General features: G+C 38.2%; 17 protein-coding genes. 3 read left to right on the plus strand and 14 right to left on the minus strand.

What is annotated here, in order from left to right:
- The first annotated feature begins 484 nt into the window (after positions 1–484).
- Entirely contained in the window at positions 485–2539 is a 2055-nt protein-coding gene (locus AADJ06_RS01745) for a hypothetical protein (protein ID WP_341224669.1), read from the plus strand.
- Positions 2540–2619: 80 nt separating this feature from the next.
- Positions 2620–4116: a hypothetical protein gene (locus tag AADJ06_RS01750; RefSeq protein ID WP_341224670.1), complete on the plus strand. Its 1497-nt coding sequence runs from the start codon at positions 2620–2622 to the stop codon at positions 4114–4116.
- 78 nt (positions 4117–4194) lie between these two features.
- On the opposite strand, the gene AADJ06_RS01755 is transcribed toward AADJ06_RS01750, so the two are convergent.
- The 13 genes from AADJ06_RS01755 to carB form a co-directional block, all read right to left on the minus strand.
- Complete coding sequence (locus AADJ06_RS01755; protein WP_341225648.1) at positions 4195–4956, minus strand: glucose 1-dehydrogenase; 762 nt, start codon at positions 4954–4956, stop codon at positions 4195–4197.
- Between the two features lie 95 nt (positions 4957–5051).
- A complete protein-coding gene (locus AADJ06_RS01760) occupies positions 5052–6122 on the minus strand; it encodes a TIM barrel protein (RefSeq protein ID WP_341224671.1) in 1071 nt (356 codons plus the stop codon).
- 25 nt (positions 6123–6147) lie between these two features.
- A complete protein-coding gene (locus tag AADJ06_RS01765) occupies positions 6148–8595 on the minus strand; it encodes a c-type cytochrome (RefSeq protein WP_341224672.1) in 2448 nt (815 codons plus the stop codon).
- A gap of 848 nt (positions 8596–9443) precedes the next feature.
- Positions 9444–10055: a flavin reductase gene (locus AADJ06_RS01770; protein WP_341224673.1), complete on the minus strand. Its 612-nt coding sequence runs from the start codon at positions 10053–10055 to the stop codon at positions 9444–9446.
- Entirely contained in the window at positions 10052–11362 is a 1311-nt protein-coding gene (locus AADJ06_RS01775) for an AarF/ABC1/UbiB kinase family protein (RefSeq protein ID WP_341224674.1), read from the minus strand. Before AADJ06_RS01775 ends, AADJ06_RS01770 begins: the two co-directional genes overlap by 4 nt.
- 1 nt (position 11363) lies before the next feature.
- The gene (locus AADJ06_RS01780) at positions 11364–12002 is read right to left on the minus strand and encodes a TetR family transcriptional regulator C-terminal domain-containing protein (RefSeq protein ID WP_341224675.1); all 639 of its coding nucleotides are present in this window, start codon (positions 12000–12002) and stop codon (positions 11364–11366) included.
- 92 nt (positions 12003–12094) lie between these two features.
- The gene (locus AADJ06_RS01785; RefSeq protein ID WP_341224676.1) at positions 12095–13384 is read right to left on the minus strand and encodes a hypothetical protein; all 1290 of its coding nucleotides are present in this window, start codon (positions 13382–13384) and stop codon (positions 12095–12097) included.
- A gap of 84 nt (positions 13385–13468) precedes the next feature.
- Complete coding sequence (locus AADJ06_RS01790) at positions 13469–14758, minus strand: hypothetical protein (RefSeq protein WP_341224677.1); 1290 nt, start codon at positions 14756–14758, stop codon at positions 13469–13471.
- A 28-nt stretch (positions 14759–14786) separates the two neighbouring features.
- Positions 14787–14933: a hypothetical protein gene (locus tag AADJ06_RS01795; RefSeq protein WP_341224678.1), complete on the minus strand. Its 147-nt coding sequence runs from the start codon at positions 14931–14933 to the stop codon at positions 14787–14789.
- 133 nt (positions 14934–15066) lie between these two features.
- The gene (locus AADJ06_RS01800; RefSeq protein ID WP_341224679.1) at positions 15067–15834 is read right to left on the minus strand and encodes a 3-ketoacyl-ACP reductase; all 768 of its coding nucleotides are present in this window, start codon (positions 15832–15834) and stop codon (positions 15067–15069) included.
- 216 nt (positions 15835–16050) lie between these two features.
- Entirely contained in the window at positions 16051–17499 is a 1449-nt protein-coding gene (locus AADJ06_RS01805) for an NADH:flavin oxidoreductase (RefSeq protein ID WP_341224680.1), read from the minus strand.
- Positions 17496–18869, minus strand: a complete 1374-nt coding sequence (locus AADJ06_RS01810) for a glycosyl hydrolase (RefSeq protein ID WP_341224681.1) — start codon at positions 18867–18869, stop codon at positions 17496–17498. Before AADJ06_RS01810 ends, AADJ06_RS01805 begins: the two co-directional genes overlap by 4 nt.
- Positions 18870–19133: 264 nt before the next feature.
- Positions 19134–21977, minus strand: coding sequence for a carbamoyl-phosphate synthase large subunit (gene carB, locus AADJ06_RS01815; RefSeq protein WP_341224682.1), 2844 nt, complete (start codon positions 21975–21977; stop codon positions 19134–19136).
- Between the two features lie 182 nt (positions 21978–22159).
- On the opposite strand from carB, the gene AADJ06_RS01820 reads away from it, so the two are divergent.
- Positions 22160–22630: a hypothetical protein gene (locus tag AADJ06_RS01820; protein ID WP_341224683.1), complete on the plus strand. Its 471-nt coding sequence runs from the start codon at positions 22160–22162 to the stop codon at positions 22628–22630.
- Here the strand turns inward: AADJ06_RS01820 and AADJ06_RS01825 are convergent.
- Complete coding sequence (locus AADJ06_RS01825; protein ID WP_341224684.1) at positions 22627–24129, minus strand: NFACT RNA binding domain-containing protein; 1503 nt, start codon at positions 24127–24129, stop codon at positions 22627–22629. The genes AADJ06_RS01820 and AADJ06_RS01825 overlap by 4 nt on opposite strands.
- Positions 24130–24155 lie beyond the last annotated feature (26 nt).

Raw genomic sequence — 24155 nt, forward strand, 5'->3', positions numbered from 1 at the left:
TTTTCTTAAAAATCACTTCTTAACGTATTAATACCTAAGGGTGAAATTGAGAGTTCAGGATGAATCGTCGCATTCAAAGTACCATACCCTTTTTCCTAACTATAAGAGGAAATACCTGTTTTTTGAACACTCTTAATGGGGGATTCTAATATCACTTAATAATCTAAATATATCGTTTTATTAGAAGTCTATACGAGTTTCCGTTCATCGAAATCTTCAGAAATCTCTTAGGAAATCTTCTGTCTAATACTTAAGTTTGGTTATGTAATCAATTGATAGTTAAGTTTATCTGTCTTCTTTGTGTTTTTTTATTAATAAAAAATGAAACAAAGTTGAGGGGAAGAAGTATGTCTAATTCTTTAAGGGAATTTATACAAGAAAAGTGTTTAGGTATCTTCTGAATTATTTAAATATGGAGTCCAGAAACCATTTAAACGGGGCGGAACCGAAAAGCCAGATGAGTAGGGATATTAACTTTATTACCATGAAAAAAGAAGAAAAAATTGCCGCATCGGCCCCATTTACCTTCCGAACCCCAGCTGGTATTCAAGATTTTGGAGCAGAGCCAGCTAAGCAAAATGCAATGAATACGCTATGGAGTCAAAATTTAGATGGATTCATTCAACAAGGGATGCAGAGTAATCAGTGGAACACTACAAACACACCCCCTACCACCAATTATTATAATCCTGTTGCAGATAATCCTGCCAGTAGTTTGGCAAATGTACAATGGGGAGCATTTCCTGGAAGACTGGCTTATAATTTTCCAACAGCCTCTCAAAACGATCTTAATAAGATGGCAGATACAGGAGTAATGCCAGGTCAAATTTCAGATGACCCATGTAATCAATCATCTGGTACTTTGGCACCATATTTTCCTTATGGGCCACGCGGCTGGCAAGATGAATATTGCGAATGGGCAATAACGAGAAATGCGGCAGGAAAAATAACAAGAATAGATTTTACCTGCGAAAATCCTGAATACTGGAACAGTCTATGGCTAGTTGACCCAAATAAAGTTTTAGAACTATATCAGTCAATTCTTGATAAACCTCAGATAACACTAGCCGATTTGAGTTTACCCGGAGCTGTCAATCCGCAAACGGGAGGTCCTATTTATAACCCTTTAAATAAATGGAATAGCGGTACAGATTCTAACACTACCAGTGGAGGTGCTATTCACCTTACCAGTACCCCAAATACTATTCAGACAGAGATAGGATTAGCTACTGCGGCCACAGTATTAAGAAATAACCCTGGCGGCGGTACTAGCTGGCAGTCTTCAGAATATAACGAATTACTTTGTGATGCCCAATATGGACAAAAACACCGAAACAGTGACCCAAATATAGGAGGAACTGTTAATAGCTTTGTAAACTCAGGGAACGTAGTAACATTGGCAGATCCTCCAGGTCTATACATTCAAATGCCAGACTTTTCAAATTACGTTACACCTGATAGTACAAATGCAGCTAGTTTTTGGACCATAAAACGTGGTTCTGAAACACTTAAAACTCAAGGAGGGGTGTCTATGCCTGGTAATTTTATTTTACACGCAGTTTTTGAGGTTCCTGCTGGGCTGCCTTATGTGGTAGGAGATATAAAAATAGCTGGGAAGCCAATTAGCTGGGGCTCTCAAGTGGCCGCTACATTTAAAATGCAAATAGTAGCAAGTGCTTATCAAGGTACTGTTCCAAGCGGCTATCCCGCAGTGGGAAGTACATCTCCTGCAAATACACTCGCTCAGCCTGAACAGCTATTTTATAAGGATTATTTTAATGCTATGTATGGCACTTTAGTGCCAAATCCGTCTAACCATCCTATTCCGCTTTTGAGTAATAGTACGTTTATTCCTGCTAAAATAAATGTTGGAACTACTTCGGCACAAATGGTATTGACATGTGCCACATGTACAGCAGTTTCTGGTCAGCCTAATACATACCCTTCTGTGACTTTTGAAGACCCTAATATTACTGCTCAGGTTACTTCAGTGATGGAAAATATATCCTATGCAGTTCCAGGGAATAGTTCTCCTAGTAATAGTACAGCACTCTTTTTAACAGTGAGTGTAGGTCAAAATACGGCTATTGGAATTCATAATCTTTATTTGACAAATGTTGGACAAAGTTTAGGACCGCCTATGAAAGCTCTTTTAAATGTGGCTCCAATTGAAGTGATAGCAAATGTAAAGTGGCAAAAAACAGGCGTTAATATTCAAACAGGTACTCAGGTAACAATAACTTATAAAAGTGGCCTTTGGACAGCAAATCCGAATGTCAATGGTGGTGATTTATATAATGCAGCAGGTAATCCTGCTTTTATTCCTGCAAAAAGTGGATATACCATGCCTGGAGCAGACGAGGGAGCAATGATAGGTAGAGTTGGTAGTTCTGTTTTTCTTGTAGGTATGGGAGTTACAGTGCCAACTAGTTTAAGTGGTGAACTGGAACTCTGTATTAATGACGATTTGAATGGGATTTACGGCGTTGGGTTCGCTGATAATCAAGGAGCCATCATAATGGAGGTTAGCGTTGGATAGGATAATTTAGAGGAGCTTGAGCTTTGAATGTCTATTCTGGCGGCAAGCTCCTTTTTTATTAAAACTTAAAAAAATAAGAAATGAAAAAATATTTCAATAAATCTATGGTCCTTATTTTGGCGGTTGTTTTAGCTTTTTATGCTTGTTCTCCGAATAATAAAAAAGCAGAGACATTGACCGAAAGTAATGTGGCAACTAACACCTATAATTGCTATTCTAGCAGTTCGCTTTATGGAATTACCATAAACTTTGATAACCAAGTGCCTGGAGATTTAGAAGCTTTTAATAACCAATCGCAAGTAGATTGCTTTGCGTGGCAAGAGTTTATTTCTCTAAATTGGCCTACAGTTGGAAATAATTTTGGTACACCCCAAGATAAGTCTTTTGTTCAATGGGAAACTTATATGCCAAAAGATGTTCTTTTTCAGCCAGATGGAGTGGCACCTCCTGCATGGGGTACTTTGGTATCTGAAGCCTATGCCAAAAAGTACGATTCCGAAAGACTTTTAGTTAAAAAGCAAGAAACAAAGTTGTTGACATTTACTAGTAAAATTTCAGGTTCAGATACCTTATTTAATTTTGATTTTCAACAAGCTGCACCGGGTAATGGACCAAATTGGCTTGGAGCACAAAACGGAACCAATGTTTGGTATGAGATTATGCTTAATAAGGACTACTATGATTTTGTGGTGGCCAAGGGCTATTATAATGCAGTAGCTCAGCATGATTCGGCTAAGGCAGGTATACCACTGGTTTTTCCTAAAGGGGTGTATAATGGAGCTACAGGAGCAATAGAATTAAAAGCGGCTTGGATGGAAGTGACTAACCCTACATCTGCTCAATGGAATAGGTATAAACTATCTGATGCAGTAGTGATGGACGCTACTACTGGACAACTCAGAAACACTACCGTGGCATTAGTGGGTCTGCATATATTGCATAAAACTACTAATCAGCCAACTTGGGTTTGGGCCACTTTCGAACAAATTGACAATGTTCCTAGTAGCCTTACACCACCTCATGGGTATAATTTTAATAATCCTAATTGTCAAAGTCAGACTGTAAAATTAAAAGACGGTACTACAGCTGTGGTTCCATGTACCACTAATAGTTCGCCATCTTATTATCTTAAAGATGCGGAACCAGTTCCGCTTCAAATAAGTCGAGTAAACCCAATTGACCCAGTGGATGCCGCTCCCATTAATCAAAAAATGCAGCAAGAAATTCATACTTTATATCCAAATTCTGTCTGGCAATATTATGAGCTGGTGGATGTGATATGGTCTCAAAGTCTTCAGCCCGACCCTACTTCACCAATTCTAGCCCCTAAGAAGCTAAATGTATCCTCTATGCTGAGTGGGGCTCATATTGTGGCAAATACTACGTTGGAAAGCTATGTGCAATCTACCAATACATGCTACAGTTGTCATGTTTATGGTACCATAGCCCCTTTTCCTGGAGATAGTGCCAATGATGACGTATTTGGGGACTTTAGCTTTGTGATAGGTTCTGCCAAGTACAGTCAAAGCCAATTGAATGAAATGACTTCAATGGTGAGTAAACTTAAAAAGGAATAGCTTTTAAATGGGTTTTAGCCTTCTGCTAAAACCCATTTAAATAGATTACGTTGATTGATTTAAAGCGTATATCTATCTTTACCTAGCCACCCAGCCACCATCTACTAATAGGCAAGAGCCCATCATGTAGTTAGATGCATCTGATGCTAAAAACATGGCAACACCCTGAATTTCGGCTAAAATGCCCCAGCGACCTACTGCTGTGGCTCCTACTATAAACTTTTTACCCTCTTCAGTGTTTTTTATTGGCTCATTCATTTCAGTCAAAAATGGTCCTGGACAGATGGCGTTTACATTAATATTTTCGGTAGCCAATTCCAATGCTAAAGCTTTTGTCATGTTTACCACAGCACCTTTTGAGGCTGTATAAGGCGTTCTATTAGCTAAACCTACTAGACCAAGCGTGCTTGCCAAATTAATGATTTTTCCTTTTTTCTGTTTCTTCATTATGGGCGTAACGGCTTTGCTGGCTAGCCAAGTCCCGGTCACGTTTATGTCCATCACCTTGGTAAAATCATCAAGGCTAAGCTCATCAATAGCTCCTCTGATATTAATACCAGCAGAATTTATAAGAATATCGACACTGCCGAACTTTTTTAGACATAGTGCTGCCATGTTTTCCATGTCGGCTTGTTTGGTAACATCAGCGGCAAAGCCTATGGCTCCGGTGCCGTATAGATTTTTAATTTTATCTGCAGCGGCATCACATTCTGCTTGAGTTCTGGATACTAAAAGTACGTTTCCGCCAGCTGCGGCTACACCTTCCGCCATAGCCAAACCTAAGCCCTTAGAGCCACCGGTTATAATGGCGGCTCTGCCAGTTAGGTCAAAAAGTTTCATTCCAGGTAGTTTTTCGCTTGAATTGCTCACAAGTATTTCTGTTTTGAGTGTTATAAAATTTTATTGTTGCCCGATTGTCAGACAGGATTGATTTCTTACATAAGACCTAGCTCTTTTCTGGCAAAGTCTAAACAGGCTATTTGGTTGGCTTCCTCTAAAGCCAACTGTTCATGAAAAGTTTTGTCAGTAGTTCTAGTCAATGGTTTGTCATTATAGTTTTCTCTAAGAAGTTTGATGCTTTTTGCCACATCTTTTGCTCTGGTATTACCAAAGGTAGCCCAATATTGCTCGGTTAAAAAAGGAATTGGCAATGGGTCTCGGGTCATCATTTCTAGATTAAACTTGACACTAGGGTTATGTCTTCTTATGGTCATCGCCATTTTGTTAAGGTCTAAAAAACCTGTACCAAAAGGTACTTCTGAGAGTAAGAAGCCATCTTCATATTCTTCTATGCCCATGTCTTTAAAATGGGTAGTCATGGTATATGGAGCTAGTTTTTCAACAACGGCATAAGGGTCTTCCATAAATGAAATGTTATTACCGGTATCTAGATTACAACCGAGGTATTCACTGTCATAGTCTTTCAGTATTTTGACCAATTCATCTGCAGTCCAGTCTTTATGGTTTTCTATGGCTAGTTTCATTTTATGCCTTCTCATTACTGGCTCCGCTAGCCTAATTGACTTCAAAGAAGCTTTTTTAAAGGCCTTCCAGTCTTCTAAGTTTTTAAAATTGACATACCTTCTTCCGCTTAAACAAGCTACTCTTACTATTTCAATACCAGCTTCTTTTGCTGATTTTACGTTTGTTTCAAAGGCTGCCAAATCACCTTCTGTTTTAGGCATTCTTATTTGCCCTTCTAACCACATGCCAGAAGACTCTTTCAAACCTCTAATTTTCTTGACATAATCTGCATCCCAATTTCTTACGCCTATTTGGCCTCCTCCCACGCCTAATTCGCTAAGGTGTTTAGTCATTGGCAAAGCTCCATTCCAAGTAGGATGAGCAGTACTTCCACCATCTCGAAACCTTAGATGGTAAGATGCTACTGAAATTCCTACAAGATTTGGAGCTACATTAAAGGAGCTAAGGGAGGGTAATGCGGCGGCAGTGGCTGCTATGGCAGTGCTTTTGATAAACGAGCGGCGATTAAGAGATGTCTTCATGTTTGTAATTTAGAGGGTTGAATTTTTAGGGTTTTTTGGCCATTTTAGCATTAAGTTCTTCTGGAGTCCATGGTACCACTTTGCCTTGGCTGGTTAATCTAAGCATACCTACAGTTCTGGGTGATATAGGTTCTGAAGAATGTCCCCATTCGTTTCTAATATAGGTCATGACGTTTGCCATATCTTGCACAGGTAAACTAGCGTGTGAAGGCATTACGGGCAAAATATCTGGGGTGTCATAGACTTTGCCTTTTACTGTAATGGCACCTTCAATACCGTGTAAGAGTATAAGTGCTAATCTGTCCGGATTGCCAGTTACCCACTCTGAGCCCGCTAGTGGTGGAGCAAAACGTTTCATACCGCCACCATCAGAACCATGACAACCAACGCAGTAGGTAAGGAAAGTTTGTCTTCCTGCCACAAACTGTTTCATGCCGTCGGCATCAAGTTTAATGCGGTCGGTTTCTTCTGCTTCAGTAATAATTTTACCGGGCCATTTAAAGCCTCGTTTTAAGTTTTTGATGGTACTTAGTTTATCCTGCTTAAATATTTCAGGCATTTCTTCTAAGCTTATAGGCTTGTTTTCGGTACTGAGGGCTTGTAAAGAAGCACCCATTAGAAAAGCCTCTTTTTGCCAGCCGTCTACACTTTGCATTAGTTCAAAAAAGGCTGCAAGCTCTTTAGAATTCTTTCTTTTGACCAAAATACCAGAAAGTTGTTCTAGTATAATTTGTTTAAAATCTAATACCGCATCCCAGTCAGGATCGCTATTGATATGTTTTATCAGGGCAAATTCTCTATTATTGAGAGCGGTAAGAGCGGCGTCTCTTAAAAGTAAATCTGAGCCGTTTTGAGCCAAAACATGACTAATAGTTTTGATAGCAAAGCTTTCGTCAAAGGAGGTGGAAGAAAGTAATATTTGGAGAGCGAGTATGTTGTTATCAGTATTTATACCATGCAATATATTTTGAACGGAAGCTCTAATTTTTTGATGCTCAAAAGCTGCGGGTTCTAAAAGACGAAGTGCATTAGCTTGAACTTTTGGTTCTTTGTCGGTTAAAAGTGCTAGGCATAAGTCTTTATCTAATATTTTAAGTCCTTCTAAAATCCAGAGAGCGGTAATACGAGCAGAAACCTCTCCTTTTTTAGCTAATTTGACTAGCGACTTTTTAGCATCTGTTCTGTTTTGCTGTAGTAATAATCGCTGACTATTGTCTCTAAACCAGCTTAGTGGATGCTCTAAATAGGCCACTAATTTTTCACTTTTTTGCGTGCTTAAATCTTCAGTAGGCTTACTAGGACTTTTAAAACCATCTGGTGTTATTTTCCATATTCGTCCTAAGTGGATTGATTTTTCTAGTCCTTTGTTGAGTGTTTGCTCACGCAAATAATCCGTCATGTAGGCTTTATGTTGACTAATGCCTCTATACATATCTACCAAGTAAATGGCTCCATCTGGGCCAGAAGCCATATGCGAAGGTCTGAATCTGTCGTCAGAAGAAGCTAAAAAATCTTTTTTATCATACGCTATTTCGGCATCCAGATAATTACCGTTTTCGGTAATGATATTTCTTTTGACAAGGTTTCCTGCAGGTTCGCAAACTAGGACATTGCCATAGAAATCACTTTTATAGTACTTTTTATCTCTACTTACAAAAGGTGCACAGGCAGAGGTGAATTCCATCAATCTTTTTTCTTCGTCAAGTACGCCTGGTATATAACCTCTGTTTACCGCAGGGGTAGGGTGGATGGGATAAATGCTTCTATCCACGGCTAATCCTTGGTCTATTCCTGACGAACTCTCATAGTTTGGGTTTCTATTAAAATAGTTTGGTGGTACTAGGTCGGCATGAAGCTGTGACCAGTTATAGTTATAATATAATTTCCCGAAATCATCTTTTGCGATACCCCATTGACCTCTAAATTCGGTTTCTTCTTTTATCCATTTGTCACCATCTCGCTTATACCTATATTTTGATTTGGCATTGTAAAGCCAATTGTCCAATCCAAGTAAAAGGCCGTTTGCGGAGTGTTCTGGAAGGCCATTGCCACCGTAGGTACTGTCAACCAAAGTTCTTTTATCTCCTTTGCCATCGCCATTGGTGTCTTCGTAAAACCAAAGCGGAATATTTTCAGCTATCAATACCCCGTCTTGATAAAAGTATAGAGCACGGGGCAATACCAAACCATCAGCGTATGTTGTTCTTTTGTCAAATTCTCCATCGCCGTCTACATCTTCTAAATAGGAAACTCTGCCAATTGGCTCCTCTTCTCCTGTTCCGTCAATGTTTGGCATGTAGGCTCGCATCTCCACCACCCACATTCTGCCTTTTTCATCAAAATTTATTAGAACTGGGTCTTCTACCAATGGTTCTGCAGCAGCAAGCTCTATATTAAAGCCTTCGGCCAATTCGAATGAGGCTTTTTCTTCTTCAGGGCTTTTGGGAAGAGAGGGTTCATTCGAGCTTTTCATACTAAAAAGTAGAAATGTTGCCAAAAAGCAGGCAATTAAATCGAGTTTCATAGAGGAATACTGTCTTGTAATAGGTTGATAAACCAATTTACAAGTTGTCTGTCAACAATTAGCTTTTACGAACTTAAAATATTCTTATTCTAATTATTTCTTGGATAAAAACTGCTAATCCGTAGATGTAGGACTAGGAGAAAGCTCTTTCCCGATTAATAGAAAACTCCCTTGACATATTATCAAGAGAGCCCTTGCTGAGTGAAGATTTTTAAAGTGTATGGATTTAATCTCTAATTAAAGAGTGAGCGTAAAGTCTGTTAAATTTAAATGGCGTAATGTATTATAACTTGCTTTGTTACAAAATTTAATCCAAAATAGCTCTAAAATTGATGTTATAACTGTATTTTGGATGTCTTTTGTTTTTAAACGTATACACCTTTGTTTGTTAGGGATGAATGTTGTCTTTTTTTTGGTAGATGTCTAGTTTCTTTGAAGGTTTCATTTTATTGAAAAAAAACACCACCCATTCAGTTGAATAGGGGGTGATTTAAAAGGTGCTTAGTTAGTAGACGTTTATTAAATTTTAACCTGACAAAAAAGCGAAACAATTAAGTTTACTTAAGAATTCTATAAATGTTCGCAACAAATAACTGACCAAAAAATATCAATTACTATTGGCTTAATACATAAAGAAATATTGAATGTGTAAGGATAGAGATTGTCCTTATCAAGCGACGAAATAGGTGATTCTGACTATTTGAATAGTATAAAAGCTACCTTTTTAGCTAATTGATTATTACAGACTTTCTTGTAAGGTGCTTATTTACAGTGTCTAAACTATATAGTAAGGGTGTTTAAGGTCGAGCGTAGTTCTGACGCTGTAAAAGAGATGGCTGACAGTAACCATCCAATCCATTGATAGCTAATACTTCTGCCTTACTCAAATTCAGGAAGCCATCATCTTCTTTGATTTCATCTTCAAAGTAGATGTCAAGGATTTCTCCGATGACCAAAATGGTGCCGTTTCGTTTAATGGGTAGCTCTTCCACAAATTTCATTGCCATTTGTATTGGAGATTCTTTCACAAAAGGAGCGTGAAAACCATTTCTAATAATTGGGTTTAAACCAGTTTCTTTAAACTCAGAAACTCCCTTGGCGTATTTGGCGGAGGTTTGATGGGCCTGCTCTAAAATGGAGGTGCTTACATGGTTTATAGTATAAAAACCTGTCTCCATGATGTTTTCTAAGGTGTTTCTTGGCACCGTGGTAGGTCGCATTATAAAACCTAAAAGAGCTGGGGAAGAGCCTAAATGGGTTACCGAAGAAAAAATGGCAACATTATCAAAACCTTCTAAAGAGCGTGTTGCTATAAGGTTAGCGGACTTAAATCCAGAGCAGGAATTTAGTAAATTGATTTTGTATAGTCGCTCGTACGCTTCAAATTCAGACTTACTTATGTGTTTCATACATGGGCTAGTTTGTAGGTGTTAATTTCTACTTTAGACCCGAGGTCATGTAATAGACTGTAAAGGCCAAAGAAAGTTCTATTAATGTAAAGAAAGTGTTTGCTTCCTCTGTTGCCATTCATTTTTCTTAATTCTGTGCTTTTGGCATATTTCTGTCCTAAATCAGCTATTTGGTCAAAGAATGATTTGTCGGCAAAATCAAAAGATTCTTGGTTGAAAGGTTTTGTAAACAAGCTAAGTAATTCGCCAAAAAGTTCTGAGAAATAGGCGGCTTCTGCCGCTGTATCATCTTCTCTAATAATTTCAAGTTCTTTCAAGCTTTTGTTGAATAGATCTGCATTATTGATGGTCTCTGAATTCGCCAATTCAAAATATGGCGTGTAGAAATCTTCAGGAATAGCTTTCATACAGCCAAAATCAATGGCTATTAACTCACCTCTTTCATTAATTAAGAAGTTTCCTGGGTGTGGGTCGGCATGTACTTTTCTTAATTCATGAATCTGAAACATATAAAAGTCCCATAGAGCTTGGCCTATTTTGTTGGCTAAGTTTTGGTCTTTGTTCGTTTTAGAAAACTCAGATAAATGCACACCATCCATCCAATCCATTGTAAGAATTCTATCTGTCGAAAACTCTTTATAGTACTTCGGGAATATTAAGTTTGGAATATGGCCGCAAGCATTAGCTACTTCTTCACTTTGCTTTAGCTCTAAGAGGTAATCGGTTTCTTCTTCTAGCTTGGTTTCTACTTCTTTAAAATATTTCTCAGAGTCGGCTCCTTTTAAATTAAACATTCTTACCGCTATCGGCTTAACTATGGCCAAATCAGACGATATGCTATCTGCTACACCTGGATATTGGATTTTTACAGCGAGCTTCTGACCGTTTTTAACTGCTTTATGCACTTGACCTATGCTGGCGGCATTCACAGAGTTTTCTGAGAATTTGTCAAATATTTCAGTTGGATTCTTTCCAAAATACTTTCTGAAGGTTTTCCTAACCAAAGGGGCAGAGAGCGGAGGAACACTAAACTGAGATAACGAAAACTTCTCCACATAAGCACTTGGAAGAAGGTTTTTCTCCATGCTCAGCATTTGAGCGGCTTTTAAGGCACTTCCTTTTAAATCCTTTAAACCATCATAAATATCTTCGGCATTGCTAGCATTGAGTGCCTCTTTATCCAATTCAGGGTCTATTAGTTTAGAACCGTAGTATTTGATGTAATTACCACCAACTTTTACACCCGTTTTTACCAATTTGGCTGCACGACTTATTTTTCCTGTAGGAATACTGTCAATTGTTTTCATATTACGAAATGGCTTCTTTGTAAAGAAATTTACCTAAATCAATCACCGACTTTAATGGTGGATTATCCGCCAATTCAAAGGTGGCATTGATGGCTTTTTCTATAAAAATGTCTGTTTTTTCAAAACTTGGAGATTCGTCTTTTGCCCAAAAACGCATAATGAAAAGTAACTGAGCCCATGCCGTTTCTTGAAAAGTTTGAGCCTTTAGCTTTTCTAAGTTTTTAACGTCAGTACTAATGTATTGGGCAAATACTTCTTTGGCGTAAGCTTTAAAGTTAATTCTTAAGTCCTGAAGTTTGCCTAGTTTGTCTAACTCTTTTGGTGTTGACGGTAAAGCTTGCAGCACATAGCTTCTGTTAGCGGTTAAGAGTTCAAAGAACGTAAAATAGAAACTTAATAACTGTTCTTTAGGAGCATAACTTTGATAAGCTTCGTTTGCATGAAGCATTTCTAAGGTTTTTTGAAAAAATGCGGAGAAAACTGCTTTTTCCACAGCTTTGAAAGAGGCGTATTCGGCATAAAAGTCCGATTCCTCCATTTTATTTTCTTTGCAGAAAATGTAGATATTCTCAGGAGCTGAGCCATGCTCAAGCATCCAGTTCATATAAAGGTCAATGATAGATTTTTTAGATTTTGCCATGTTTCTGAGGTTTATTAAAGAAACACCCTAAAAATCTAAATAGTTTAACAAAGTTCGTTTTTATTTAAACAAAATTATAATGAACCACCAAACTACTGCGTATAAGTTATCAATATTTTGAGTGGTTTATCGATGACATTTGCGGAGTTGTTCACCATTGTTTTAATCACCACGTTGGTAGAGTTAAAATAGTAATCATATTCGTAGTTGGGACCACCATGATAGTTAGGAGGGACCCAATTTTGGACACTACTATTTATATAAACTGATACATTGATTATTTTGGTCGCATTTAAACCATGTGGAATACTTTTTGTTCCATTTTGGCTTGCTGGCGAAGTGTCTATTATAGTTTTTAATTTAATGGCGGGGGATTCTTCACCTAGTTGTGTGAAGCCTGCGGTGTTTACATTTTCTGTCACTTCTAGATTGCCATTAACTTTAAGACTATCGTCTTCAAAATTACCATAGATAAGAGGTGTTTGTGAACTTGAGTTTTCTATGTAAAGGCGGTTGCTCCTTGTCTCATTTCCTCCAGCTTCATTCCCTATAAAAACATTTCCTTCTCTAGTTTGGTAAGGCTGGAAAGAATTGTATTGATTTAAAGCCCCAGCTTTATATCCAATGTAAACATTTCTGTTACCCAAAGTGTCCGAAGCCCCGGAATAGGTGCCTAGGAATAAATTATAGCTTCCAGAACGTAGTCTATTTCCGGCTTGATGGCCAATAGCGGAATTATAATTTCCTATTTCGTTTCGTCTTAGAGCTTCAAAGCCAATCGCAGTATTGTTCTGACCGCTAGTGTTCTCCTTTAAAGTATTGTAACCTAAAGCAGAATTTCCTTCTCCAGTGGTGTTATCTGTTAATGCATACGAGCCAACTCCGGTATTTTCGGAAGCGTCTATGTTAGAGAATAAACTATAATTACCAAATGCGGTATTATTTGAGCCTGATAAATTATTACGTAAGGATGAACTGCCTAATGCTGTATTTTTGGGGCCAGTTGTGTTGTATCGAAGTGCATTATAGCCGATCCCTACATTAGAATGTCCCCCATCCGGTACGCTATAGCCAAATCCGCTAGGTGTTAGAAACGAATAATTATTAATTCCTGCATTTTTACCAATGAAGAGGCTATAGTAGCCATGCTCTAAATGAAAAGTACTTGTGTCCATAACTCCAATTTCTTTTCCTTTAATGTGAAATCGGATTTTATCGTTGTCTGGTATTTGTTCCACTTCTACTCTTGTGTCATTATCTGCATCATGCAGTTTATTGGCTTTAACGCCTTCATCAGGAGTTAGAATAACAGACTGGGCAAAGCCAATTTGAATGGTAAATATTAAGAATAAGAATGTCTTTAATAGATGGCTAGTTTTCATATTGCATTTTAAAGCAATTATGAAAAAAACACTATTTAAAACTTAGTGTTTTATTTTACGGCATGGCTTATAAGAATAATGGGCCTATTTTAAATCTACTGGCAATACCTGATTACTTAATAATTCACCAAACAGCTCCCATCTTTTTTGAGGATTGTCGGCCGTTCCTCCTTTGCTTTCTATGTAGTTTTTAACTAAATCTTTACCGTAGTTATAATTGATAACATAGCTTCTATACTTCTTGGTAAAAGCTATTCTTTGTTTTGCCTTCTCTGGGCTGTAAAAACCATATTTGATTAGATAGTCAATTCCTTCTCGGTCTGTCATGGTGCCGTTTAGTACGCCTCTAGCTACCTCATTTCCTGCATAATTTAACTCACCCACTAGTTCTAGGGCATTAAAATATTTTGTTATACCTGTGGTATCTAAGCCTGCTAATGGTAGGAGGACCTCTTTAGCAAATGTGATTTTATCTGTCCCAGGAAAAGCAACGTCAATGCCGTAATTGGCAGAGCCTTCGGCAATGAGCGACTGTGGACTGAAAAGCGGGTAAATGCTGGTTTCAATAAGACCTTGTTTATTATAGAGGTTTTCTTCTAATAACATATTAAAAACATGATGACCAGGGTAAGACTCGTGGCTACCCACGTCAATAACTCGCTCAATAGAAATAGGAAAGTCGGTGTTTATTTGAATCAGAGAAGTGAAATTTCCTTGATACCAGTTATAGCCACTCCAAGCCTTATCGTTCACAAATTCCAAACTGAAATTTTCATTTTCAGGAATAGGGTAGTGCTCGTGCGTTCGTTTTCTGGCTTCGGCAATGGCGGCTTTCATAACCGTATCTAATTTCTCTACTGGAATGACAAATCGGCTAGCCAAGTTTTGAAAACGTTCTTGTAAAGTGCCTTCTCCATGTAAAAAGACCTCAAGTTTTTCAATGGCTTTTTCAAAGTGAGCCGTGTCATAATGAGGAGCTTCCACACCAAATAAAGCCATAGATTCTACATCAAAATCAGAGGTTTCTCCGCCAACTATTCTCACACGCTCGGCATAGGCGTTTAATTGAGCACTGATGTAATTGGCTCTTTTGATGTTGATGCTATCTTTTTCAGAACTTATATAGCCCTCGAAGCTGTTTTGTAGCGAAATAATCTTTTCTAAAAACTCATCTTTAGGAAAAGCTTCATATTCTACAACTTCAGGCTTTAAACTATCGGGGCCATAATATGCATCCACAAAATCTGCATCTTGTTGGCCTATTTCCAAACCTAGCTTTACGTATTCTGTGGCTAGTTTGTCTAGTGCTGGTTTGGTGTTTGGTTGGGTTTGGCAGGCTGTTAGGGCCATTAGGAGAATTAGGATGTTTTTCATCCTGCTAAGTTAGGGAGTATTTAGATTTTTATGAATTTCCAGAGCCTCTCCACCTCCAAAAAGCATACTTCGTCCTGTTCCGATTTTCCTTGTCGCCATAGACTAGAATTTTATCTGCAATGTCATTACCGCCAATTGCGGCCAACTTATCTAAGTTTTCAAAAAGGTTTGGCATGACTGTGGAGGTGGCTTTTATTTCAATGATATTATAGGCGTCTGCATTGCTTTGTAAGAGGTCTACTTACCAATTTGCATAAGGTCAAATAGGAAGAAGTAACTGAAAAAACACGAGGGATGCCCAAGCTAACCTACAACCTCCAAATCCCCATTCCGCCATCAGGAGCTATCATTTGACCCGTGCAATAAGGGATTTGGCCTGTGGCCATAGCGGCGACAAGTGTGCCAATATCTTCTGGTGTACCCATTCTTCTTTCTGGGATGATGCCGTCAGAAGCTAGTTTTTCGTATTTGTCTTTTACCACGGTGGTCATATCTGTAGATATTACGCCGGGCTGTACCTCATAAACAGGTATGCCAAATTCGGCCAGCTTTACAGCAAAAGATGTACTCATTATACTTAAACTAGCTTTTGCCATGCAGTATTCTACTCTGTTTGTAGAGGCTGTTCTGGCAGAGATAGAGGTGATATTTATCATACAAGCCTCAAAGTTAGGGTCTTTCTCTTTTCCCGCTATGAGTTCTTTAACGGCCAGTTGGCTCATGAAAAAAGTACCCTTTTGCACTATGTTCATCATGTAGTCGAAGTTTTCTTCGTCTATCTCGAGCATGTCTTTTCTAACCTTTGGAGCTACTCCTGCATTATTGACCAAAACATTCAATTGCCCGTAATGCTCTTTGATTTTCCTGACAATACTTTCTCTGTCTTCTGCTTTAGAAATATCGCCTTGGCAGTAGATTACATCTTGACCGTAAGCTTTTAATTCATTTAAAACTTCCTTTACGCCACTTTCGTCTCTTACGCCGTTTATGGCTAAGTTATATCCTTTTTCGGCTAATGCTTTGGCTATGCCTAGGCCTATTCCTCGGCTTCCTCCGGTTATTAGTGCTACTTTCATTTTTTTGATTTGAGCCATTAGCTTTTAGCTATGGGCTTTTTTTCTTATGTATTTAATATCCAGTGACAATGCTACAATGTGGAAATGTTTCAATGCTCAAACAGTTGTCTAATTTATCTCTTGTATCATTTACTCCTTAGAGCATTGAAATATTAATTCTAGATTTTTTTCCTGCTATCATCGAATCCTAAGAACAATGAATATTTAAAGGAGGCACTACATCTTACTTCTAATTTCCTTCACCACTTTTGCTTCTGGCATTGCTTTGTAATACGGGTCTAGTGGGAAACAACCTGAGATAAGGCCGTTTCTTGGTCCTGTGGTACAGTCGGAGAAAGTTCTACAGATTTTATTCCTTTTCACTACTTCGCCTTTGATAATATCTGCTGGCATTTCAGGGTAGCTTAGTACCATTCTTCCAAAACCGACCATGTCTGCCTTTTTATCATCTAGCACACTTTGGGCTACGTTCGGCAGCCATTCTTGTAAATAGGAGTAGGCAGAACCAATGATTACCATCTCAGGAAATTGTGCCTTTATTTGTGCAGTTACATTTATTTGACGAGCCACGCCAATAAGTGGGTCTTCAGGTGGTAAATAACCATCAGAAGGAGGGAAAATTGCCGGCCTGGTAAGGTGCGGGTTATAATAAGGGCTTCCGCCAGTTACGCATATTAGCTCTATACCTAAGTCTTGGGCTAGTTTGATAAACTGAAAAGTCTCCTCCAACTCTTCTGAAAGGCCATCTGGAGTGCCAGAGAAAGCATATTTATAGCTTTTCTTATCATTGAATGGTTCTCCAAAACCATCTTCATCTGCTTTAAAAGGAATCCAGTCAAAAGCACTTAGTCTTATGCCCATTTGCAAGCCCGGTGCCGCTGCTTTTATACCAGCCACAATATCTCTTAAGAAACGAGTTCTGTTTTCCATGCTTCCGCCATATTTACCAGGGCGGTCATAAGACGAAAGGAATTCGTGGCCTAAATAACCATGGCAATGTTTGACGTCAACAAAGTCAAAACCTGCTTTTTGTGCTAAAACCGCAGCTTTAACATAGTCTTGAATTAAGCCGTCAATATATTCGTCAGTAAGGATTGGGTAGTCTTCTCCTAAACCTTGTTTTTCATTTAATACAGGATGGTAGTACAAGATTTTAGGCTCCATCTTGTGTTTGTCGTTCGGTTTACAAAACCTACCTGAGTGCGTAAGCTGAAGACCTACCATTAAATCAGAGGTATCTCCAAACGCTGCTTCATGCTCTGTATAAAGCATATTGTGGAGGTCCTTGAAATCGTCAAAGTTGGCTTCGTTAATCATCAACTGATTAGGGTTGGCTCTTCCTTCTGGATTTACCGCTACGGCCTCACAGCCGAAAAGTAATTTTGCACCACTAAGGGCAAAGTTCTTCCATCTTCTTATGGTATGCTCTGTAGGTTTTCCGTCGGTGGTTCCGTCCCAGCCTTCCATGGGAAGTATGCAAAAGCGGTTACCTATTTCAGAACCAGATTTTAGTTTGATTTTTTCTGCAAAAACAGAAGAATCTCCAGAGTCCACGTCATGACTAAATGGTAGGTCTGCTCCAATCTCGTTTAAATGCCCTGTGAATTTTTCGGCTGTTTTAAGCTGAGCTATTTTCGGATATTTCGCTTTGTTCTTCTTACTCATTTGTTTCTAAATTCTTCGATACAGTTAAAAAACGCATAATCTGGCTTGCCTTTAATCATTTTATCAATGTAAATGGCAAGTTCTCTGACGTGGTAGTCGCCCCACATACTTGATTCGTGGCAGGCTATTGTTTGCCCTGCTGGCACATTATCCCAACCATTAGGTTCATGATAAATACTATGTAGCAATATGCCTTGATGGCTTTTTTCTTCAGAAATATAAGGGCTGCTTAAAAGAGCTTTTGAGGAGGTTAGGCCAGCCTTAGTGTATTTGTCGTCATTCAGGATTTTACCTAATCTTAGTAAACCTTGGGCTGCTATGGCCGCTGCGGTACTGTCAATAGGCTCATAAGCATTATATGGGTCAGAGTCTACGGTTTTGTAATCACCAAGCTTATATAGGTTTGGTGCTCCTGTATCCCAATATGGTATGCCATCTTTGGCCGTGTTTTCAATGAAGAAGTCGCAAGTGGCTTTAGCTCCCTTTTCTAAAAGGGCAATCAACTCAGATTTAGGATAGGCTTCTGGAAAAGCACTTTCTGGTATTTTATGAAAGAATTCTAATTCTTCTGCAAAACCACAAACTGCCCAAGATAAACCTCTGGTCCATGTGGTGAATCCACTAAAACCTTGCTGAGCATTTGGTGAACGGAAGTTACCATCATTGACATTGAAAATGCACTCATGTGCCGTGCGTCCCCAATCGTCGTATTTGTCTCTGCCTTCATTATAATAAACATTGTATTTGGCGGTAGCCATAATATGTTTAATGCCTCTTTCTAGAAGACTTATAATTTGGTCATTTTCTCCTTTAAACTGATGTCCCATAAAATGACTCAGCATTAAAATCCTTACCGACCTTATAGTATCCACAAAAAGCGAATGTGGACCATTAAAAGAGTAGATATAGCCGCCGTCTTTTATGTCGGTCCATCTGGCTCCTTGTACAGTTCCACTTACTTTAAGAGCCATTTTATAATATTCGGCCTCCCACTCATTGTATGGGATTAGGCCGTCATTCATGAATCTTAAAAGATTTCCATAGGTAGAAATATTATTAAAACCGTGGTCATGAACACCGATGTGGGTCAAGTGAGAACCCATTTTATTTATGGTGTTGTCTTTTCCAATTTTGAGAAACTGCTCGTCGCCGGTGGCTTCAAACTGAAGTAGGGCAGAGCCGTATTGAAAACCTTCGGTCCATTCTGTCCAGCCTCTTGAAGAGTATTTTCCATTGACCGTGAAAACGGGAGCTCCGTTAGAACTATCGTAGTTTTTTTCAATATCAATTATCTTTTGTCCAGATAATTCCCAGAAGTCGGAGAGTTTAGATTCTAAATCGCTAGGGTTGAGGTTGTAATCAATTTGCATTGATAATGCGTCTTTTATTTAAGTGAAAATTTAGCTTCAAACCACTATGAGTTTCCATGGATAATAAATCCAAGGCTTAATTGACAAGCTAGTCAATGTTAATTTTCTTATAGAGGGTTGAAACAGTGCTCTAAGTAATTAAAAAAATGGCAGACTTCATGGGTTTAAGTATTGAAATGTTTTTTTTCAATAGTCCAAAAAAGAAAAAAGCAACATAGTATTACTATGCTGCTTTTTAGTATTAAGAGTATGAGGTGGTCAAAATTACCTACTCATAAACATATTTCTCTTTTTATAAATATCTAAAAAGAACTCGTCTTTCAGGTCATCAATGAAGAAAATCCCTTCTCCTGTCGACTTCATTTCAGGTCCTAGCTCTTTGTTTACATTAGGAAACTTATGGAAAGAGAAGACTGGTATTTTGATAGCATAACCTTTTTTGACAGGATTGAAATCAATGTCTTTTACTTTCAATTCACCTAGCATAACCTTAGTGGCATAGTTTACATATGGCTCTTGGTACGCTTTGCAAATAAAAGGAACAGTTCTAGACGCTCTAGGATTTGCCTCAATGATATAAACGATTTCATCTTTGATGGCAAATTGAATATTGATTAGACCTTTGGTATCAAGAGCTATCGCAATTCGTTTGGTATATTCCTCTATTTGATTCATCACATTTTCTGACAAATCAAAGGCAGGTAATACCGCATAAGAGTCACCAGAGTGAATTCCGGCAGGCTCAATGTGCTCCATAATACCAATGATGTAGGCATCTTCACCGTCGCAAATGGCGTCGGCTTCGGCTTCTACAGCACCTTCTAAGAAATGGTCAAGAAGGATATTATTATCAGGGATGTCATTCAAAATTTTAACAACATGCTGTTCAAGTTCTTGCTCGTTGATAACAATCTTCATGTTTTGACCTCCTAGTACATAAGAAGGACGAACCAATAAAGGGAAACCAAGCTCCTTAGATACTTCTACTGCTCTATCCGCGGTTCTTACCGTTGTGAATTTTGGATATGGAATATCAAGCTCTACTAATTTTTCAGAGAACCTTCCTCTATCTTCTGCAAGGTCTAGAGCTTCCCAAGATGTACCAATAATTTTGATACCGTATTTGGTCATTTTTTCAGCCATCTTAAGGGCTGTTTGACCGCCTAACTGTACTATAACACCTTCAGGCTTTTCATGCTGAATGATATCATATACATGCTCCCAGAAAACTGGCTCAAAGTACAGTTTATCTGAAATATCAGGGTCGGTAGAAACCGTTTCAGGATTACAGTTAATCATGATGGTTTCATAACCACATTCTTTTGCGGCTAAAACTCCATGAACACATGAGTAATCGAACTCAATTCCTTGACCAATTCTGTTTGGACCAGAACCAATTACTAAGATTTTCTTTTTATCAGAAACTATAGATTCGTTGTCAGGGTTATCCTGCGTTACATTAAACGTACTATAGTAATATGGAGTTTCGGCAGGGAACTCGGCCGAGCAGGTATCTACACACTTATAGGCTCTTTTGATGCCCATTTCTAGCCTTTTGGCAGAAACCTCACTTTCAAGGCAATGTAACAAATGAGCTATTTGCCTGTCGGCATAACCTTTTTGCTTTGCTTCTAGTAAAAGATTAGAAGGTAAATCAGCTAGCTTGAAAACTTCAATTTGTTTTTCTAATTGAATAAGTTCTTCAATTTGATGCAAGAACCACTTGTCAATTTTACTTAATTTCTGAATTGTATTGAAAGATAATCCAGCTTTAAAAGCGTCATAAATATGGAAAAGCCTATCCCAAGAAGGGTGCTCTAAACTTTCTTTAAGAGCCGCTTGGTCTCTTAATTCTTTTCCATCTGCTCCTAATCCGTTTCTTCTAATTTCTAAAGATTGACAGGCTTTTTGTAAGGCTTCTTGGAAGTTACGTCCAATACCCATGGCTTCACCTACGGCCTTCATTTGAAGTCCTAATTTTCTATCTGCTCCTTTGAATTTATCAAAATTCCATCTTGGAACTTTAACAATTACATAGTCTATAGCAGGCTCAAAAAACGCCGAAGTACTCCCAGTAATAGGGTTTGTTAATTCATCTAAATTATATCCAATGGCTAGCTTTGCAGCTATTTTGGCAATTGGGTATCCTGTGGCCTTAGATGCTAGTGCCGATGAACGGCTCACACGTGGGTTAATCTCAATCCCAATTAATTGGTCATCATCTGGGCTCAAAGAGAACTGTACATTACAGCCTCCGGCAAACATCCCTATTCCATTCATCATTTTGATGGCCATGTCTCGCATGTGCTGGTAAACGGTGTCTGGAAGTGTCATGGCAGGAGCTACAGTGATAGAATCACCCGTATGCACGCCCATGGCGTCAAAGTTTTCAATGGTACATATAATGATTATGTTACCAATGTTATCTCTTAGTAGCTCTAGTTCGTATTCTTTCCAACCTAGGATAGATTGCTCCACAAGTACTTCATGTACTGGAGAAGCGTGTAAACCTGCATTAAGGGCTTTGTCAAAATCTTCAGCAGAATTTACAAAACCACCACCATAGCCACCCATGGTAAACGAAGGTCTAATTACTAAAGGGAAACCAATTTCTTGGGCAATTTCTTTTCCTTCTAAGAATGAGCGTGCTGTACGTCCTTTACAAACGTTAACACCTAGTTCATTCATTTTTAAACGGAACTTTTCTCTGTCTTCAGTAGTCTCAATGGCGTCAATATCAACACCAATCATCTCTACATTGTATTTTTCCCAAAGCCCAGCTTCGTCACAATCGATAGCTAAGTTTAGGGCAGTTTGACCACCCATAGTAGGCAAAACAGCATCAATAGGTTTCCCCATTTCTACGTGTTTTTCGAGAATTTCTTTAATGTATTTCTTTTCAAGAGGCTTTAAATAGACATGATCCGCGTTTAATGGATCCGTCATAATGGTAGCAGGATTTGAGTTAATTAGCGAAACTTCAATTCCTTCTTCTCTTAAAGAACGAGCGGCTTGAGAGCCAGAGTAGTCAAATTCACAAGCTTGACCTATAATAATAGGACCAGAGCCGATAATCAAGACTGATTTCAGATTGGGATTTTTTGGCATTTTTTAGAGGAGGTATTTCGATTTATTCATCGAAGCCCAAAGTTAAAGGATGTTTTTGTTTCTTTATAATATTGGTTGGGTTTTTGTATAAATTCATGTAGATGGCGTAAAATTTCCATCCAATAGTTGGACAATTCCAATTTGAATCGTTTCTTTTGCAACATTAATTCTTTAATAAGATAATGCTTCCTATAAAAATCAAAACATCACTTATTATTATAATAAGTTTACTCAGTTCGTATTCGGTATTTGCTCAAGGCGAGGTTTCCATCTTGCCCGTGTATAACCCGTCGCACCTTCAGATAAAAGTTACCGCAAATGGCAAGTCTTTAAACAATGTCAAAACTATTGATATTAGTGATAAGGATATTGAATTTAAAGCATTTTCTGTGGGTAATGATTCTGGCTCAGAATTAGTTATTCCTAAAATAGAAGTTGACCTAGTTAGAGGAGGTAGGCTAATAGCATCCGAAACTATAGGGGAGAAAGGAAATATTAGTTCTATATTAGAAATAGCCCAGAATAACGATGTAATACGGTTTCTAGTAAACGGAATCTATATTAAAAATGCTTTTGAGAAGTTAGAATTGTATTCTATGGGTACGGTGAACTTGATTTATTCAATTGCGGAACAAAGTAAATTAGAGTATTAAAACTTAGACGGGTCAATAGGCTCTACTAAAATTACATCTTCTTTATCTACCATTACTTGACCAGCTAAAGAACCTTTTACTTTTCTTACGAACTTTTTTGGAGTGTAGGCCACGGGCACCATACTGTCATTTTTTCTTTTAGAAAACCATGCAGCTAAACTGGCTGCTTTTTCTATGACGTATACCGGTGTCCTTGTACCTGGATGTTCTTTTATAATCACATGCGAACCTGGTACATCTTTAGCATGAAGCCAAAGGTCATTTTTTGAAGCATACTTTAAAGTGAGGAGGTCGTTATTTTTGGAGTTTTTACCAATTAGTATTTTAAAACCATTTACTTCAAAGTGTTTGAAAAGCTCTTCTACGCCTTTATCTTTTTTCTTCTTTTCTACCAAGTCTTCTTTTTTAGCAAATTTCCTTAGCTCACGAAGTGAAACTTCTTCTTCTAGGCTTTCAAGGTTTGCCTGAAGTTCTTCTAACTCTTTTTCTCTTTTGGCAATATTCTTTTCTAAAAAGTCAATTTCAATTTTCTCTTTCTTAGCTTTTCTGTAATAGTTCTCAGCGTTTTTTTGAGCAGAAAGGTCTTTCTTTAGTTTTATGGTGATAGGCTCATTGTTGACAAAATCCAATAACTCTACCGAAGTAGCCTTAGGCGGAATGGCATGAAGGTTAGCCATCAAAATATGACCAATGTCTTGGTTACTAGTTGCAAGAATTATTTGGTCAAGCCTTTGATTGGCTTGTTTTAGGTATTGCTCACAGCCTTTTATTGATTTTTGAATTTTTCTTTTGAGCTGCGTCTTTTCAGAATCTAGCTGGGTCACCTGCATTTTCTCTACGAAATATGCATTTGCTGCTGCAATAGGGTCATCAAAGGTTTTTAAAACTTCACCTACTTCTAATAAGGAGAGTTGAAGTCGGTCGTTTATTCTAATCAAATAAAACTGACCTATGTTCAGAACACTATTGATGTCTTGAACCAATGCCCAGTCTTGTTCTAAGTCACCGCTACGTTTTTCTTTGAAAACCTTTTGGGGTAATTTCCCCCAAGTAGGGTAGACTTTAAATACATCGCCATCCGCCGCCTCAAAAACCTCAAAAGAAGCGGTATTTTCTTGACTGAAATCTGTAATTTTTAAATCAAAATCCTGTTTGAGCGTATTATTAAAAAGATGGAGTAATTCGTCATTCTGATATGCCAGAATATTACAGCGATTTCCAAACATCTTGAAGACCATTACTTTTTGATTGCTTAAATAAACAGCAAAGGCCCTTTCATTGTCAAAAACTTCAACCTTTTCAACCGTTTCATTCAATAGTTCTTTGAAAAGGTCGATGGAATTTCTTTTAGCCCTATGGAAAACCTCCGTGAAGTATAAACCACTATGGCTTGGTAAAACGGAGCATTTGATGAAAAAGTCTCGTTCAGGATTACCGAAACCTATCACCATCTCATCTTTTTCCTGACTGAAACAAGACAGTAATTCTAGGCCTGCCATTTTTTCATGGAGACTCGGTACTAAAT

The sequence above is a fragment of the uncultured Arcticibacterium sp. genome, from assembly GCF_964021845.1.
In the GTDB taxonomy this organism is placed as follows: Bacteria; Bacteroidota; Bacteroidia; order Cytophagales; family Spirosomataceae; genus Arcticibacterium.

Bases quoted from the DNA above. Each gene is read 5' to 3' on its own strand.
- AADJ06_RS01745 (WP_341224669.1), top strand. From the start codon at position 485: ATGAAAAAAGAAGAAAAAATTGCCGCATCGGCCCCATTTACCTTCCGA.
- AADJ06_RS01750 (WP_341224670.1), top strand. From the start codon at position 2,620: ATGAAAAAATATTTCAATAAATCTATGGTCCTTATTTTGGCGGTTGTT.
- AADJ06_RS01755 (WP_341225648.1), bottom strand. From the start codon at position 4,956: ATGAAACTTTTTGACCTAACTGGCAGAGCCGCCATTATAACCGGTGGC.
- AADJ06_RS01760 (WP_341224671.1), bottom strand. From the start codon at position 6,122: ATGAAGACATCTCTTAATCGCCGCTCGTTTATCAAAAGCACTGCCATA.
- AADJ06_RS01765 (WP_341224672.1), bottom strand. From the start codon at position 8,595: ATGAAAAGCTCGAATGAACCCTCTCTTCCCAAAAGCCCTGAAGAAGAA.
- AADJ06_RS01770 (WP_341224673.1), bottom strand. From the start codon at position 10,055: ATGAAACACATAAGTAAGTCTGAATTTGAAGCGTACGAGCGACTATAC.
- AADJ06_RS01775 (WP_341224674.1), bottom strand. From the start codon at position 11,362: ATGAAAACAATTGACAGTATTCCTACAGGAAAAATAAGTCGTGCAGCC.
- AADJ06_RS01780 (WP_341224675.1), bottom strand. From the start codon at position 12,002: ATGGCAAAATCTAAAAAATCTATCATTGACCTTTATATGAACTGGATG.
- AADJ06_RS01785 (WP_341224676.1), bottom strand. From the start codon at position 13,384: ATGAAAACTAGCCATCTATTAAAGACATTCTTATTCTTAATATTTACC.
- AADJ06_RS01790 (WP_341224677.1), bottom strand. From the start codon at position 14,758: ATGAAAAACATCCTAATTCTCCTAATGGCCCTAACAGCCTGCCAAACC.
- AADJ06_RS01795 (WP_341224678.1), bottom strand. From the start codon at position 14,933: ATGCCAAACCTTTTTGAAAACTTAGATAAGTTGGCCGCAATTGGCGGT.
- AADJ06_RS01800 (WP_341224679.1), bottom strand. From the start codon at position 15,834: ATGAAAGTAGCACTAATAACCGGAGGAAGCCGAGGAATAGGCCTAGGC.
- AADJ06_RS01805 (WP_341224680.1), bottom strand. From the start codon at position 17,499: ATGAGTAAGAAGAACAAAGCGAAATATCCGAAAATAGCTCAGCTTAAA.
- AADJ06_RS01810 (WP_341224681.1), bottom strand. From the start codon at position 18,869: ATGCAAATTGATTACAACCTCAACCCTAGCGATTTAGAATCTAAACTC.
- carB (WP_341224682.1), bottom strand. From the start codon at position 21,977: ATGCCAAAAAATCCCAATCTGAAATCAGTCTTGATTATCGGCTCTGGT.
- AADJ06_RS01820 (WP_341224683.1), top strand. From the start codon at position 22,160: ATGCTTCCTATAAAAATCAAAACATCACTTATTATTATAATAAGTTTA.
- AADJ06_RS01825 (WP_341224684.1), bottom strand. From the start codon at position 24,129: ATGGCAGGCCTAGAATTACTGTCTTGTTTCAGTCAGGAAAAAGATGAG.